This window comes from Micromonospora sp. NPDC004704, from assembly GCF_053601675.1.
The window spans coordinates 19880-34135 of sequence record NZ_JBSGCD010000024.1 but is presented as its reverse complement, the minus strand read 5'-3'; the positions used below and the strand labels follow the sequence as shown (position 1 = coordinate 34135).

Here is a 14256-nt window from a genome sequence, read left to right as displayed (position 1 = left end):
GTCCTTCCGCCACCCCATTCAGCGCGCCACAGGATCAAGGAAGGCGCAACCTGACGAGATCATGAGTGGCAGGTTCGCGGCCACGTCCTGGGCGACATCCTGCGGTGTCGCGTTCATCGGGTCGTCTCCCTCGGCCTGGTTCTCACTGTCGTCCGAGTACAGGACGCATGCCTGCCAGAGGTTGGGATCGCGATGGGAGAAGGCCCAGAGGCCGTAGACGTCAACGGGAAGACCGATGGCAACCTGATTGCCGAAACCCACGCGGTGAAGGTGAGGTTCTTCGGCGGTGGAGCCGAGGCCCTGGCCCAGGGGGAGGAGCTTGTGGTGGCGGAAGACGGGTTCGAGGTTGCCCTCGGGGTCGAACTCGACCAGTAGGCCACGGGCGATCAGGTCGTCGACGACCTCGGCGGCTCGTGGCTCGGGCTTGGGTGCGGTCTGGACGAGCTGGATCAGGGACTTCCGGTTCACCGCCAGCTTGGCGTGCCGCTCGGCATCGACAAAGGCCGCCGCCCACACGGCCGCCTCGGTTTCGGTCAGTTCCACCAGGTCGTCGCCGAGGTGGATCTCGTAGCACTCAGGGGTCGGGTCCGGCGGGCGTACGTACCGGTAGCGCGGTCCCATGGAGAGCCCGACGGGCACGATGACGGTTGGCATGACGTACCCCTTGGTCAGAAGCTGGCGGCGTAGCTGTTGGTGGCCTCGACCGCGCCCTGCGCGAGCGTTGTCGCCTCGTGCAGTTTCTGCTTGGCCTGCTCCATTCCGGCCAGTGCCTCGCCGACGCGCGAGTGGCTGGTGCCCTGGGTGAGGCTGCGCAGCAGTGCAGTGGTCTGCTCCAACTGGTCGGCGATGCCCCTGATGGTGGCCGCCTGCTGGCTGGTTTCACTGCTGAATCGGGCCACGCCCGCCTTGATCTCCTCGATCGACGCCATGCTGCTGGTCCTCCCCGGTCTAGGTCGTTCTTCCCCGAGCTGACCGTACCCGACCGAGCACAGTAGGTCAGTCCTGCTGGCGATGCCCGCGTCAGGAAAGAGGCACCGCGAGTTCATCGCCGCCGCGGGCATCCCGAGCTACCTCTGGAGCGGATTCCCACCACACCAGATTGGCGGCCGCGTGGGCCACCGGTTCGATGATTTCCCATATCTCTGCGATGGAGCCGTCCGCTATACGCATGACGTCGATGACCACGATCTCCGGGCCCGCGTTGGGTAGCCGGCGTCGCGAATGCACCACGACGTGGTCACCGTCGGCCAGCAGGTGAAGGATTTCGACCTGCATACCGGCGGTCGGGCCCAGTGCGGCGCGGACGGCGGCGAGCCACTCCGCCCTGGTCGAGGCTGTCGAATCCGGCCGGTGGTGGACGAAGTCGTCGCTGAGGAACGAGGCGAGCGTATCGACGTTGCCCGTCTCGATCAGCCCTGCCAGCGCACGTTGGACGATGCTCTTGTTCTCGATGGTCATAGGGCCGAGTGTTGCGTCGGCCCGTTCGGTTGTCGATGAACTCGCATGTCATGGCGATCGGCGTGACGATGAGTACGCTCATGATCGTGCACACGGTCGGGGCACTCCTGCGGCAGTGGCGGCAGCACCGGGGACTCAGTCAGCTCGACCTGGCGATTGCCGCGGATGTCTCGGCTCGTCACGTCAGTCTGGTCGAGACCGGCAAGTCCAAGCCGAGCGCGGACATGGTCCTCCGGCTTGCCGATCAGCTCCATGTGCCGCTGCGTGATCGCAATCGGCTGTTGCTCGCCGCCGGCTTCGCGCCCCGGTACGCGGAGCGTCCGCTCGACGACACCGCCCTGTCGGCTGCCCTCGACGCGGTCCGCAGGGTGCTCCGGGCGCACGAGCCGTATCCGGCGCTGGTCTTCGACCGTCGGTGGAACATCGTGATGACCAACCGCGCGGTCGACCCGTTTTTTGCGCAGGTCGCTCCCGATCTGCTGCGGCCACCGGTGAACCTGGTTCGGCTGGGCCTGGACCCGCGCGGGCTTGCTTCCATGGTCGTCAACCTGGCGGACGTGCGTGCGGTCTTCCGCAGCCGGATCTCGCGCCAGCTCGCCGCCGCTCCCGACGCGGAGCTGACCGCACTCTACGAAGAACTGCTGAGACCTCTGCCCGAGGACCCGATGGGCCAACGGGTCGACGCCGACGTGGTGATTCCGATGATCCTCCGGATCGGCGGACGAGAGTTGCGACTCTTCTCGACCATCACCACGTTCGGCACCCCGATGGACATCACGATCGACGAGATCGCGATCGAGTCCTACTACCCGGCGGACCCGGAGAGCGCCGCCTACTTCACGCCGTAGCGCACTCTCGTGGTGCCCCCGGTCGGGACCGGGATCACCGGCAGGGTGTTGACGTCACCCATGAGGTAGTGCAAGATTCAACTACTTGGTGTTGGGGCGTATTTGTGCGCTTACAAGCCAATTTTGCCGCGCGGCAGAGCCCATCGACCCCCTGTTCACAGGAGGATTCATGCGACTCCGCAAGCCAACCCTCACGTCAGTACTCGCCGCCGCGTCCGTCGCGGCGATGGCGTCCGCCGCGCTCGCCGCGCCCGCGTACGCCTCGGCCGGCTCGACGACGGCTGCCGCGCCCAGCACCACCTGCACCTACGTGGACGGCACCGTCTGCTTCTGGGACTCGATCTGGTTCGACGGTCCGCAGGTGCAGTACAGCGTGCCGCTGAGCACCGGCTGCGTGAACAGCCCGATCGACATCCACGGCCATGTCAACCTGACCGACAAGACTCTCCTGCTCTACCGGGGAGCCGACTGCACCGGTCTGGTGAGCCAGGCTCCGCCCAGTGACCTGCACAGTTCCAACCAGGCGATCCGGAGTTTCCGGGTCGCCTAGTCACGTCCTGCTTCCGGCGGCGCCCCGACCGAGCCGGTCGGGGCGTCAGCCGAGGCGGTCGGCCAGGAAACGTTCGATCTCCTCGAAGAGGACCACCCGGTCGGCGGTGGGGATCCGGACGTGTCCGAGCCGGTCGCTGATCGCGACGGCGCAGCGTACGAGGTCCGATCGGGTGTACGCGGCCAGCAGTGCGGCGTGTCCGCCGTACGAGGTGCCGAGGAAGGCGACCCGATCGCGGTCGACCAGACCGGACCGCACCCCGTGCGCGACGGCGTCGTAGAGGTCCTGTTGCATTCTTCCGCCGTACCCGCTGTTGCCGGCGCGCCGGAACTCGACGCCGAATCCGCGTGAACCACGGTGGTTGATGTGCAGGGACAGGTATCCGAGTGAGGCGAGGTACTGCGCCTCGGCGTGGAAGCGCCACGAGTCCCGGTCGGCCGGGCCGTCGTGCACCACCACGACCGTGGGCAGTGGCAGCCGGTGGTAGACCGGGCGCATGGCGTACCCGGTCAGTTCGCGGCCGTCACCGGCGACGAAGATGAAGTCCTCCAGTTTCGGAAGCTGGTAGCCGGCCAGGTCGGGGCGGTCGAGGAAGAGCGGTTCGGACCGGCCGGTCGCCGGTTCGAAGACGTGGTACGCGACCGGCCCGTCATCCCGCACCCGCCCGACCAACCAGGTACGGTCGTCCGCGCTCCGGTCCACGAGGACGGCCGAACCGGCATCGGTGGCGGTGAGCCGCGCTACCGCCTGCTGCCGGGCCGGGTTGAGCGCGTGGTAGCGCAGGCGCTGGTCGGTGACCGCGCAGATGTCCGGTAGCCCGGTCGCCGGCTCGAACCAGACTCCGTCGCCCGCGATCGGGTAACCGTCGACGTCGAGCGTGGGATGGGCGAACACCGTCATCGTGGCGCCGCTGGTCGAGCCGATCGAGATCAGTCTGCGGGTCTTCGCGTCGTAGCTGGTGAGCAGGAACAGGCGGCGTCCGTCCGCGCTGAAGCCCTGGACGGAGAGATCGTCGGCCTCCCTGGCCCCGATCCTCAGCACCTCGCGCGCCGATTCGAGGCGGTCGCCCAGCACGATCTCCACCGACCCGTCGCCGCCCAGCCGGATCCCGCCGCGAGGACGCAGCACGGGGTCCACGAACCACTGCCGGAAGCCCTGGTCACCCGCGACCGACACCGGTTCCCCTCCCGAGCCGCCGAAACCGGGGCCGCTGCCGGGGCCGAGGTCGGCGCCGGAGTCGGAGTCGGGTGGGTCGGTCAGGGTGAGGCGGAACAGTTCGAGGCCGGAGGAACCGGGACGGCGACAGCTGTAGACGGCGGTGGCCGGGTCGTGGCGCGACAGCCAGTACTCGGTGACCGAGCCGGGCGTCTCATACCGCACCGCACCGACCCCGCCGCCGCTGCGGGCGACGGTCGGGTGGAGTCCGGCGAGGCTCCACCGTGTGCCATTCACGGGACCGTGCCGGTAGATCAGCATGGTGCCGTCGGCGGTCCAGCGCAGGTCGGCGAGCGTTTCACCCGGATGGGCGGCGAGGCGGCGCTCGTCACCGTCGGCCGTACGCAGCCACAACTCCGGTCCCTCGTCGGTGTTCCGGACGAACGCGACGGCACCCCCGTCCGGGGCGAGCCGAGGCGAGGTGTTGTACGCCGGCGCGAGCAACGCCCGCCTCAACCGCGACCTGGTGCTCGTCCGTACGCCGGTCATCACCCGGCCTCGTCGCATGCAGCGGCCGAACCGCGCTGCCGATCCTGCACTACCCAAGCCCGATGTCGTCCCGCCGTGGACCGGATCCGTTCCACTGTGGTCCGACTCGCGGCGCGGAGGTTGTTCACCACCGTGTCGCCCTCTCCCCGTGGCGATCGCCCCCGCGGACCGCCGTGGGGCCATCTTCACCACGCCGGTTTTGTCGCGTCAAGACCCCCGTTTATCGGCTGCAACTACGCAATGTCATCGAACCTCCGGTACGGGATGGTTCGGGCGAACGTGGCATATCCGAGCTGGCGACCCCGACCGTACGTCTGCGCGGGGACCGCCGAGCATCGACCTGCGTCACCCTCCGTGCAGGTGACCGGCATTCCGGAACCGAGCCTTTCGGGCCTGGCCGAAAGGCTCGACGGTGGGTTCGCCCCTTGTCGCCTCGCGCACCCGACGGTAATACTTGTCGAACTTTATCGGCACGCCAGCCAACGGGGGGCAATCGTGCTGCATATCCATTTCTCTGCCCAGGATCTGGCCAGAACACGTGTCGCGGCCACCTGGGGACCACTCGGTGAGACGTTCCTGAGTCTCTTGACATTGCACAGACCTGCAACGCCGGGACTGTTCGGCGGCTGGCGGGAACGTGTCCGTCGTACGTCGACTGTGACCACCCATCCGGCAGCAGCGCTCTTCGGCGACCTGGACGGCGACCTGTTCGCCGCCACCGGGCCGACCGACTCACTCGAAGAAGGACTCAAAGCCCTGCTGAGGGCCGGTCCGGAGCGGGTCCGGCCGGAGTTGGTCGGTGCGGCCCGATCAGGGCCGGGCGCCGGTGATTGGGCGACGCGCCGGCCGAGACCGCCGGTCCGCGAGCCGCTGTCCGAACGGGTCGACCGGCGCGACATGGTGCGCTTTCTGCATGAATATCATCAGGTGGCGGTGGCGCCCTACTGGCCGCAGATCCAATCGCGTTTGCAGGCCGAGCACGCGACCTATGCCGGCGCCCTGGCGGCGTCCGGGGTGGAGGCCATGTTCGCCGCCTTACCGCCCGGTTTTCATTGGCGCTCACCGATATTAGAGGTGGGGCGTGGCGCACCGGTCAGCAACCTGGTACTCGGCGGACGCGGCCTGGTGCTGGTGCCGTCCGCCTTCTGCCAAGGTACGCCCAGCGTCGTCACCAGCACCCTCGACGACCGGGCACCGGTGATCCTGTTCGTTCCCGTCATGCGTACGGTCGCGGACGCCGCCGCCATGCTGAGCGCGCCCGGTGCCGGGGCGGTGTCGAAGGCGCTGGCCGCACTGCTCGGCCGGACCAGGGCCAACGCCCTCGAAGCGGTCGCCCGCGGTGCGTGCACCACCGGTCAGCTCGCCGAACGGCTCGCCGGTTCGCTGGCCAGCGCCAGCGAGCACGCGACGGTCCTGCGCCGGGCCGGGCTCATCACCACGATCCGTCAGGGCAAGGCCGTCCTGCACGCCCTCACCCCGCTCGGAGCCGACCTGCTCAACGGCATCCCGCGCCCGCACCGCTGAGTTTTCGCAGGCAGGAGGGGCCCCTTCGGACAAGGGGCCCCTCCCGGCACTCACTGGGTGAGGGCGGCGACCTCGTCGGCGGTGAGGCGGTGGGTCACGGCGGCAGTCCGGGCCGCGGCCGCTCTGGCCGGCGGGTTCGGGGGCCGGCGCCAGTGCCAGTCGGTGACCGCCTGGTACGCGGCCACCAGCGACAACAACCGGTCCTCCCCGTACGGGAGTCCGCCGAGGATCGCGCCGATCGGCACCCCGGCGGCGGTGAACCCGATCGGGAAGGCGATCTCCGGCAGGCCGAGGATGTCGAACGGCACCGGACCGGTCTGCACCACCACGTCACAGGTCTCGAAGAGCTGGTCCAGGACCCGTTCCATCAGCAGCAGCTTGGCCCGCTGACCGGTGATGAACTCGTTGCCGCCCATCAGGGCGCCCTGCAACCAGCTCGTCACCGAGACACCGAACCCGCGCAGGTCCGTACGCAGGTACGGCATGAACGGCTCGCTGCGCTCGGGCAGCCGTACGTTGTTGAAGTTGTTGCCGGTGAGCAGGTCCCACTCGTCGGGCAGGGTGACGTCGACCAGGGTCGCACCGGGGATCGCGGCCAGCTTGGCCAGGTACGCCTGCTGGGCCAGCGCGGTCGCGGAGGTGCCGCTGCCGTAGCCGGGCAGGACACCGATCCGGGTCGGCCAGCGCAGCTTCAGGGTGCTGCCGTCGTACAGGGGGGTGGCCGCGTTGAGCAGGTTCGGCACCTCGGGCAGGCCCTGCGTACGCGGGTCGGCCGGGTCCTCGCCGGCCATCGCGGTCAGCATGATCGCGGCGTCCTTGGCGTCACGGGCCAGCGGTCCGGGGTGGTCGCGGGTGTAGCTGAGCGGGATGATGCCGTTCAGGGACACCCGACCCATGGTCGGCTTGAGCCCGGTCAGGTTCTGCGCGTTCGACGGGGCGGTGATCGAACCGCCGGTCTGGGTGCCGATCCCGGACGAGACGAGCCGACCGGCGACGGAAGTGGCGGTCCCAGTGGACGAGCCTCCGGGATCGGTGCCCGGGTTGGTCGGCGTCCAGGCGTTGACCGTGGTGACCACACCGGACGGGGTGGTGGCGCGGGTGGTGGCCAGCGGACCCATCTGGGTCTTGCCCATCACGATCCCGCCGTTGACCTTCAGCTTGGCGACCGCGGTGGCGTCGTACGGCGGGACGAAGTCCTGGAACAGGTAGGAGTTCGCGGTCGTGGGCACCCCCTCGGTCCAGTAGTTGTCCTTGATCGCGAGCGGGATGCCGTGCAGCGCACCGCGGTGCGGCTTGCGGGCCGCGGCCCGCGCCGCCTTGACGGCCGCGTCGGCGAGCACCAGGTTGAAGGCCTTGTACGTGCCGTCGTACGCCTCGATCCGAGCCAGGTACGCCTCGACGAGCTGCTCCGGGGTGAGCTTGCCGGCACGGATCAGCCACGCGGCCTCGGAGATGGTCAGCTCGGTCGGATCGGCCACCGCCTCCGGCCGGGGCTTGGTGTAGGCGCTCGGCTTGTCCAGGGCCGGGTTCCACTTCACCGGGTTGCCGCCGGCGGCGGTGCCGCTGTCCGGGGCGGCGAGGGCGATCGAGGGGAGGGCGATGGTGCTGCCGACGGTTGCGGCGGCGGCCAGGGCGGCGGTACGGGCGAGGAAGGCGCGGCGGTCGACCGTACGGTCCTGGGGCTGGATCGTTGTCATCACTTCCGCCATTCGGTGCTGATCGAGGGGTAGAGCATCGGTGCGGCCTGCTGCGAGATCGCCTTGGCGACCGCGGGGGTGGATCCGGCGGGCGCCGGAAGCTGGTACGCGGCCAGCGACGTCACGGTGCTCCGGACGAACGACCGCAGCGAGGCGAGTACGGAGTCCTGACCGGGGGAGCCGGTCACCGGGTCGGCGGTGGTGCCCGGGGGGAGTTGACTCAGGTCTATGCCGAGCGAGGCGAGTCGGGCCCGGATCAGGATGTCGAGTTCGGAGTCGGTCGGCGGTGTGGGTGCCATGGTGCTCCTCCGCTTGGGAAAACGTTGCCCCACTCTCGGTTCACCCTGTGTCGAGATCATGACCCCAAGATCACATACCCGTGAACCACCCCCTCCCCCACCAGCCCCAATGCCCGTCGATCTAGGGCAAATACGCGCTAGTGGATCTCCGTTGACCACCATTCGCCCTAGATCGACGAACGAGCGGGGTGGGGTGGGGGGAGGGGGAGGGGGTGGGGAGGGGGGCGGGGAGGGAGTTGGGGTGGGAGGATGGGGGGATGGGGGTGCGGGTTGAGGTGGTGCGGGGGGATATCGCCCGTGAGGACGTGGACGCGGTGGTGACCGCCGCGAACGAGTCGTTGCTCGGTGGGGGTGGGGTGGACGGGGCGATCCACCGGGCCGCCGGTCCCCGGTTGGCGGATGCGGGTGCGGCGATCGCGCCCTGCGATCCGGGCGACGCGAAGGCGACCCCGGCCTTCGACCTCGACCCGCCGGTCCGGCACGTGATCCACACCGTCGGCCCGGTCTGGGAGGGCGGCGAACACGGCGAGGCGGAGGTGCTCGCCTCCTGCTACCGGCGCAGCCTGGAGGTCGCCGACGAACTCGGCGTACGCCGGATCGCCTTCCCGGCCATCGCGACCGGCGTCTACGGGTTCCCGCCGCAGCAGGCAGCTGGGATAGCGGTCGACACGATCCGGTCCACCCCCTCACGGGTCGAGCTGATCCGCCTGGTCGCCTTCGACGAGGCGACCCGCGAGTTGCTCCAGACCGCGCTCGACGATTCCCGGTAGCCCGGCGGGTTCCGGCGTCGGCGGTCAGTCGACAGGGACCGTCTCCCGGGCGTGGTGGCGGCGGTCGAGCACCAGCATGGTGGTGACCACCACGACCACGGCGGTGAGGTGCAGTCCGGCGATCCCCAGGGTGCCGACCGGCACCGTGGCGAGGACAACGGCGGCCGTGACCAGCCTGCTCCACGGCGACGCGACGTGCAGTGAGCGCCGGGCCAGGGCGATCCCGACCAGGTAGAGCGCGACCCCACCGGCCAACGCCAACGCCGAGCGCCACGACTCGGGCTCGCCGGGGTGCGCGACCACCGCGTGGATCCCGGCGGCGGTGATCACGATCCCGAGCAGCAGCGGGACGTGGGCGAAGCCCATCCGGATGGCGAGCCGGGCCCGCCGCCCGCTTGCGGCGTTCGCCAGCGTGCTCTCCAACCCCCGGGTGTCGGTGAAGTACGTCCACCACAGCCCGGCCGGGAGCACCAGCGCCAGCACGGTGACGGCGACCGTGCCGGCGGTCAGGTGGTCGACGTCGACGCCCATCCCGATCGCCACCACCGACTCGCCGAGCGCGATGATCACCAGGAGCCCGTGCCGTTCGACGAAGTGCCCCGCCACGATGTGGAAGGAGGACGCGGCGCCGACCCACGACCGGCGTGGCACCAGGTACGGGACGACCATGACGAGGACGAACGCGGCGATCCAGAGCGCGTACTGGGCGGTGCCTCCGGCGAATCCGCCGACGAGCACGAGCGCGGCCGAACCGATGTTGTACGGGGCCAGCCAGAGCAGGGCCCGGCCGACCTCGGCCTGCGTGAACAGGAGCAGGTGTACGCAGGTCACCACGGCGTAGCCCACCCCGAAGACGACACCGGTCCCGTCGAAGGCGTGCGGGACGCCGATCGCGGCGATCAGGAACCCCGCCATCCCGACGAAGAGCAAGAGCTTCTGTGCGGGCAACCGGGGCGGTACGTGGTTGGGCAGCCACACGTACCCCGTGATCATCCACCAGAGCACCGCGAAGATCAGGGCGATTCGGCCGACACCGGCCAGCGACAGGTCCTCCTCCAGGATCCGGGTGAGCTGGGTCAGCGTGAAGACGAAGACCACGTCGAAGAAGATCTCGACCGGCGTCACCCGGTCGGCGGGAGCCCGGTTCGCCTGGCGCCAACGCGAAGGTGTCATGGCCACCGAGGGTAGAGCGGCGCCGCCGAAACCTCGATCCGGCCGGGCCGTACGCGCTCTTAGTTTAATAGGCAAACTATTGACAGAAGTCATAGAGGCGTGTGAATCTACTGAGGTAGGGCCGGTGCGGGAGCCACGTACCCGGTGCGGGGGTGACGGGCAGCCTCCCGCGTACTCGTTCCACGCCTTCCGCCTTCGCGCGTGCTCGCGTACGGCCCGCCCCATGGTTCCGTTCCCCCACCCGCGGCTCGTGCGGGGCACCCTACTTCTCCACCGGGAGCCCCGATGCCCCTGTCCATCCGACCACTGACCACCCGAGTGCTGGCCGTCGCCGCGCTCGTCATGCTGCTGCTCACCACCGTCTGGGTGCAGAACGCCTCCGCGCACGGCTCGACGATCAGCCCACCGTCGCGCAACTACGGCTGCTGGCTGCGCTGGGGCGGTAACTTCCAGGCGCCCGAGATGGCCACCGAGGATCCGATGTGCTGGCAGGCCTGGCAGAACGACCCGAACGGCATGTGGAACTGGAACGGTCTCTACCGCGAGGGCGTGGCCGGCAACCACCAGGCCGCCGTCCCGGACGGGCAGTTGTGCAGCGGTGGCCGTACCGGCGGGCCCCGCTACGCGGCGATGGACACACCCGGCGCATGGCGGGCCGCGTCGGTGAACAACAACTTCACCCTGACCGTGCACGACCAGGCCCTGCACGGCGCCGACTACTACCGGGTGTACGTCTCCCGGCAGGGCCACAACCCGCTCACCCAACCGCTGCGCTGGGCCGACCTCGAACAGGTCGCCTCGACCGGGGTGATCCCGCCCGGCCAGGGGACCCGGACCAACGACCCGGTCCTCAACGGCGTCTCCAACTCGATCAACGTGTCCGCGCCGGGGCGTACCGGCCGGCACGTGGTGTTCACCATCTGGCAGGCCAGCCACATGGACCAGTCGTACTACTGGTGCAGTGACGTGAACTTCCCCGGCGGTGCCGGTCCGACACCTACCCCGACGGTCACCCCCACCCGTACGCCGACACCCACCCCGACCCGCACCACGCCGCCGGCCACCACACCACCGGGTACGCCGCGCGGCTGCACCGCCACCTACACGGTCACCGGCCAGTGGTCGGGCGGCTTCCAGGGTGACGTACGGGTGACCGCCGGCAGCGCCGCGATCAGCGGCTGGACGGTGACCTGGACCTGGCCCAACGGGCAGACGGTCGCGTCGAGCTGGGGCGCCACCGTCACCTCCTCCGGCACCGGTGTCACCGCCACCAACGTCGCCTACAACGGCAGCCTCGGTGCCGGTGCGAGCACCACCTTCGGTTTCCTCGGCTCGTGGACCGGCAGCAACGGTGCACCGACCCCGACCTGCGTCGCCACCTGACCATGGCGTGATCCGGAACCACAACGGGCCGCGCCCGGCCCGGTCGACGAACGACCGGACCGGGCGCGGTGGCGTTACCGCAGGCCTGGTGGGCGAGCGGACTCGTTACGGGTAACTGACCACGTAGACAGTCTGGGTGGCCTGGTTCGCCGGACCGCCGGTGTTGTTGATGACGCGGTTGATCGTCCCCACGCCACCGAGCGAGACCGAGACCATGTTGCGGAACCGAACCCCGGACTTGTTCGGCACCTCGAAGGACCGTTCGGCGACCACGCTGGGATCCACGTTGAAGAAGGAGTAGCTGCCCAGCCCCCACGCCTCGTGGGTGTTCACCGCGTCGGCCACCTTGTACGCCGCATAACCGCGGGTGGAACCGTTCATCCAGGCCGCCTGGTTCGGCGGGTCGTACGGGAACTCGTTCTGGTAGAAGTACGTCCGGCCGCGTTCGCCGTTCCAGATCGTCTGGTACTTCTGGTAGTGCTCGACGAAAAGGCCGTACATGGTGACGTCGTCACCGTTGACGACCAGCCCGGTGTCGGCGGTGTTGATCGTCCAACCGTAGGTGCCCGCGTTGCCGTGGTCGGCGCGCCAGAGCCACATGTGGTCGCCGATGACGTCGTCGCTGTTGATCACCAGGCTGTTGGTGGCCTTGCCGGCGACCGCTCCGCCGATGCGGAAGAAGACGTCGTGCAGCGAGGTCGGGTTGGCCGAGTGGTCCGCGCTGGAACCGGCCGGACCGACCTGCATGAGGGTGGCGGAGTTGGTCGTACCGGCCTCGAACATGATGCCGGCGACCTTCACCCCGTCCACGTCCGCGACGGACATCGCGGTCACGCCGTTCTGCGGCTCGATCGTCGCCAGGCCGAGGCCGAGTACGACGGTGTTCGGCCGGGTGATCCGGATCGTGTCGTTGACCCGGTGCACGCCCGGGGCGAAGAGCAGGTCCTTGCCCTGGGCCAGCGCGGCGTTGATGGTCGCCGTCGGGGTGCCCTGCCGGACGATGAAGAACTGGCTCAGCGACAGCGAGCTACCGGCCGGCGTCTTGTTGTACCAGGTCGTGCCCGTGCTGTTCTGCCGCAGCGCCGGGACGAAGACCCGGTACTCGCCGCTGCCGTCGACGTACAGGAAGGGCTTCTCCCGGACCACCGGGGTGGTGGGGAGAACGGTGTGCGAGGGGTTCGGGAAGTTCGGCGCCGGTGCGCCGGCCACACCCTGGAACACCATGTTCCACACCGAGCCGGTCCAGCCGTTGCCGAACTCGCTGTTGCGCGAGTACCACTGCTGCTGCGAACCGGAGACCACCAGACCGTCGATCCGGGTGTCGGCCATCAGCCCGCCGCTGGACCAGCCGTCGCCGCCGTTCCAGAGCTGGATCTGGTTCTGCGCGCCGCGCAGGTGCATCCGCCGGTACGGGGCGGCCTGCGACACCGCCCAGCGTTCCACGGTCACCCCGGCCGGCAGGGTCACTGACAGGTTCTCCGCCGCCCGCCAGAAGTTCTGGGTGGCGTTGCCGCCGAACCAGGTCGCCTCGGCCCGTACGTGACCGTTGAGGTTCACGTCGTCGGGGGAGAAGCCGAGGCCGGCGACCTGGGTGAAGAAGCCCAGGTTCACGTCGGCGGTGTAGTTGCCGGGCTTGAACAGCACGGCGTACCGCTCGGGGCCGAACTGGTTCGTCTCCTGACCGGCGAAGATGGTGTTCAGCCGGCTCTGGATGGTCGAGGTCGGCGTCGACGGGTCGAAGACGAAGGTGTTCGACCCGAAGTTCGGGTTGCGCGGGTCGGTCGGCTCGACCGGGGTGCCGGTGACCGGCGGGGTGGTCGGCGGGGTGGTCGGCGGGACGGTGCCGAATTCGCCGTACACCTGGAACTCCCAGAGCGAGTAGCCGTAACCGGTGGTCCTGGCCGTGCCGTACATCCGTACGTAGCGGCCGCTGCCGGTCACCGGGAGCGTCTGCACGCCGCCGGTGCTGGTGGTGGTCGAGTAGATCGTGGTCCAGGGCGCGGACCCGGTCGGCGAGGTCTGGATCTGGAACGCCCGCCCGGCGGCGGTCTCCCAGTTCAGCACCACCTGGCTGAGGGTGGCGGTGGCGCCGAGGTCGACCTGTAGCCACTGCGGGTCGCTGAACGCACTGGACCAGCGGGTGCCGGCGTTGCCGTCGACCGCCGCGGGGGCGAGGGTGCCGCCGTTCTCGGTGGACGAGGCGGTGGCCGGCTTGCCCTGGGAGATCAGGGTCGGCGCGGCCTGCGCGGCGGTCGGTGCGGTGGCGATGAACGGTACGGGCGCCAGCAGTGCGGCGGCCAGGGCGGCGAGCACACCCCATCGGGATCGGGTCGAGGGTGTGCGCGTGGTGCGACGATGAACTTCCATTGGGCCCACCTGTCGGGGATAGGGCGCGGTGGGGCGGCCCAGTCGTGGCGTGGCGACGCCGTGGCTGGGTGGGTACGGCCGGCCGCCGGGGGGATCCGGCGGTCGGCCCGCGCCTGCGGGATCTAACAGTGAGAGCGCTCTCCCGACGAGTGTTACGCCGCTGTTTCGGGCCGTCAAGACGAACATCGATTCCTGTCCGATATGACGGTTAAATGAGTAGTCATCACGCAGAGGCGGTTAGCGAGAATTGTCAGCGCCGAGATCTCGTGGCTTGCCGACTTGCGGGCCAATCGCGGCAGCGGGACCGACCGGGCGTGTCGTGGACAACACGACGGCGGTACGCTTCCGGACGCGCGGTCGCTGATGCCCGCCACCCAACGCGTCGCCCGGCGAGACGACACCCGCCGGACACCTGCGCACCGCACGGCGTTGGACGAGAATTCCAGAATCCGACAGGGTCGGCCCGTGGACCGATCTGGGAGA

13 protein-coding genes are annotated in these 14256 nt (G+C 69.5%); 5 read left to right on the top strand and 8 right to left on the bottom strand.

What is annotated here, in order from left to right; translation table 11 throughout:
* Positions 1-18: 18 nt before the first annotated feature.
* The 3 genes from ACWEFB_RS26945 to ACWEFB_RS26935 form a co-directional block, all read right to left on the bottom strand.
* Positions 19-639 (bottom strand): hypothetical protein, encoded by a 621-nt coding sequence (locus ACWEFB_RS26945; protein ID WP_452289752.1) that lies wholly within the window; start codon positions 637-639, stop codon positions 19-21.
* Positions 640-668: 29 nt separating this feature from the next.
* Entirely contained in the window at positions 669-929 is a 261-nt protein-coding gene (locus ACWEFB_RS26940) for a hypothetical protein (protein ID WP_452289750.1), read from the bottom strand.
* A 91-nt stretch (positions 930-1020) separates the two neighbouring features.
* Positions 1021-1458, bottom strand: a complete 438-nt coding sequence (locus ACWEFB_RS26935) for a nuclear transport factor 2 family protein (RefSeq protein WP_452289748.1) — start codon at positions 1456-1458, stop codon at positions 1021-1023.
* A 68-nt stretch (positions 1459-1526) separates the two neighbouring features.
* Here ACWEFB_RS26935 and ACWEFB_RS26930 point away from each other — a divergent pair, with 68 nt between their 5' ends.
* Positions 1527-2306 (top strand): helix-turn-helix domain-containing protein, encoded by a 780-nt coding sequence (locus ACWEFB_RS26930; protein WP_452289869.1) that lies wholly within the window; start codon positions 1527-1529, stop codon positions 2304-2306.
* 169 nt (positions 2307-2475) lie between these two features.
* A complete protein-coding gene (locus tag ACWEFB_RS26925; RefSeq protein ID WP_452289746.1) occupies positions 2476-2856 on the top strand; it encodes a hypothetical protein in 381 nt (126 codons plus the stop codon).
* Between the two features lie 45 nt (positions 2857-2901).
* On the opposite strand, the gene ACWEFB_RS26920 is transcribed toward ACWEFB_RS26925, so the two are convergent.
* A complete protein-coding gene (locus tag ACWEFB_RS26920) occupies positions 2902-4560 on the bottom strand; it encodes a S9 family peptidase (RefSeq protein WP_452289744.1) in 1659 nt (552 codons plus the stop codon).
* Positions 4561-5151: 591 nt separating this feature from the next.
* Here ACWEFB_RS26920 and ACWEFB_RS26915 point away from each other — a divergent pair.
* Complete coding sequence (locus ACWEFB_RS26915) at positions 5152-6084, top strand: ArsR/SmtB family transcription factor (protein ID WP_452289742.1); 933 nt, start codon at positions 5152-5154, stop codon at positions 6082-6084.
* Positions 6085-6134: 50 nt separating this feature from the next.
* Here the strand turns inward: ACWEFB_RS26915 and ACWEFB_RS26910 are convergent, their stop codons facing one another.
* Complete coding sequence (locus ACWEFB_RS26910; RefSeq protein WP_452289740.1) at positions 6135-7781, bottom strand: amidase; 1647 nt, start codon at positions 7779-7781, stop codon at positions 6135-6137.
* On the bottom strand, positions 7781-8080 hold the full coding sequence (locus ACWEFB_RS26905; protein WP_452289738.1) for a hypothetical protein: 300 nt from the start codon (positions 8078-8080) through the stop codon (positions 7781-7783). The genes ACWEFB_RS26910 and ACWEFB_RS26905 overlap by 1 nt, the downstream gene beginning before the upstream one ends.
* Positions 8081-8337: 257 nt before the next feature.
* Between ACWEFB_RS26905 and ACWEFB_RS26900 the strand changes: the two genes are divergently transcribed.
* Positions 8338-8850, top strand: a complete 513-nt coding sequence (locus tag ACWEFB_RS26900; RefSeq protein WP_452289736.1) for an O-acetyl-ADP-ribose deacetylase — start codon at positions 8338-8340, stop codon at positions 8848-8850.
* Between the two features lie 24 nt (positions 8851-8874).
* On the opposite strand, the gene ACWEFB_RS26895 is transcribed toward ACWEFB_RS26900, so the two are convergent.
* The gene (locus ACWEFB_RS26895; protein ID WP_452289734.1) at positions 8875-10023 is read right to left on the bottom strand and encodes a low temperature requirement protein A; all 1149 of its coding nucleotides are present in this window, start codon (positions 10021-10023) and stop codon (positions 8875-8877) included.
* A 285-nt stretch (positions 10024-10308) separates the two neighbouring features.
* Here ACWEFB_RS26895 and ACWEFB_RS26890 point away from each other — a divergent pair, with 285 nt between their 5' ends.
* The gene (locus ACWEFB_RS26890; RefSeq protein ID WP_452289732.1) at positions 10309-11406 is read left to right on the top strand and encodes a lytic polysaccharide monooxygenase auxiliary activity family 9 protein; all 1098 of its coding nucleotides are present in this window, start codon (positions 10309-10311) and stop codon (positions 11404-11406) included.
* Positions 11407-11511: 105 nt separating this feature from the next.
* Here the strand turns inward: ACWEFB_RS26890 and ACWEFB_RS26885 are convergent, their stop codons facing one another.
* The gene (locus ACWEFB_RS26885; protein ID WP_452289730.1) at positions 11512-13773 is read right to left on the bottom strand and encodes a discoidin domain-containing protein; all 2262 of its coding nucleotides are present in this window, start codon (positions 13771-13773) and stop codon (positions 11512-11514) included.
* Between the last annotated feature and the right edge of the window lie 483 nt (positions 13774-14256).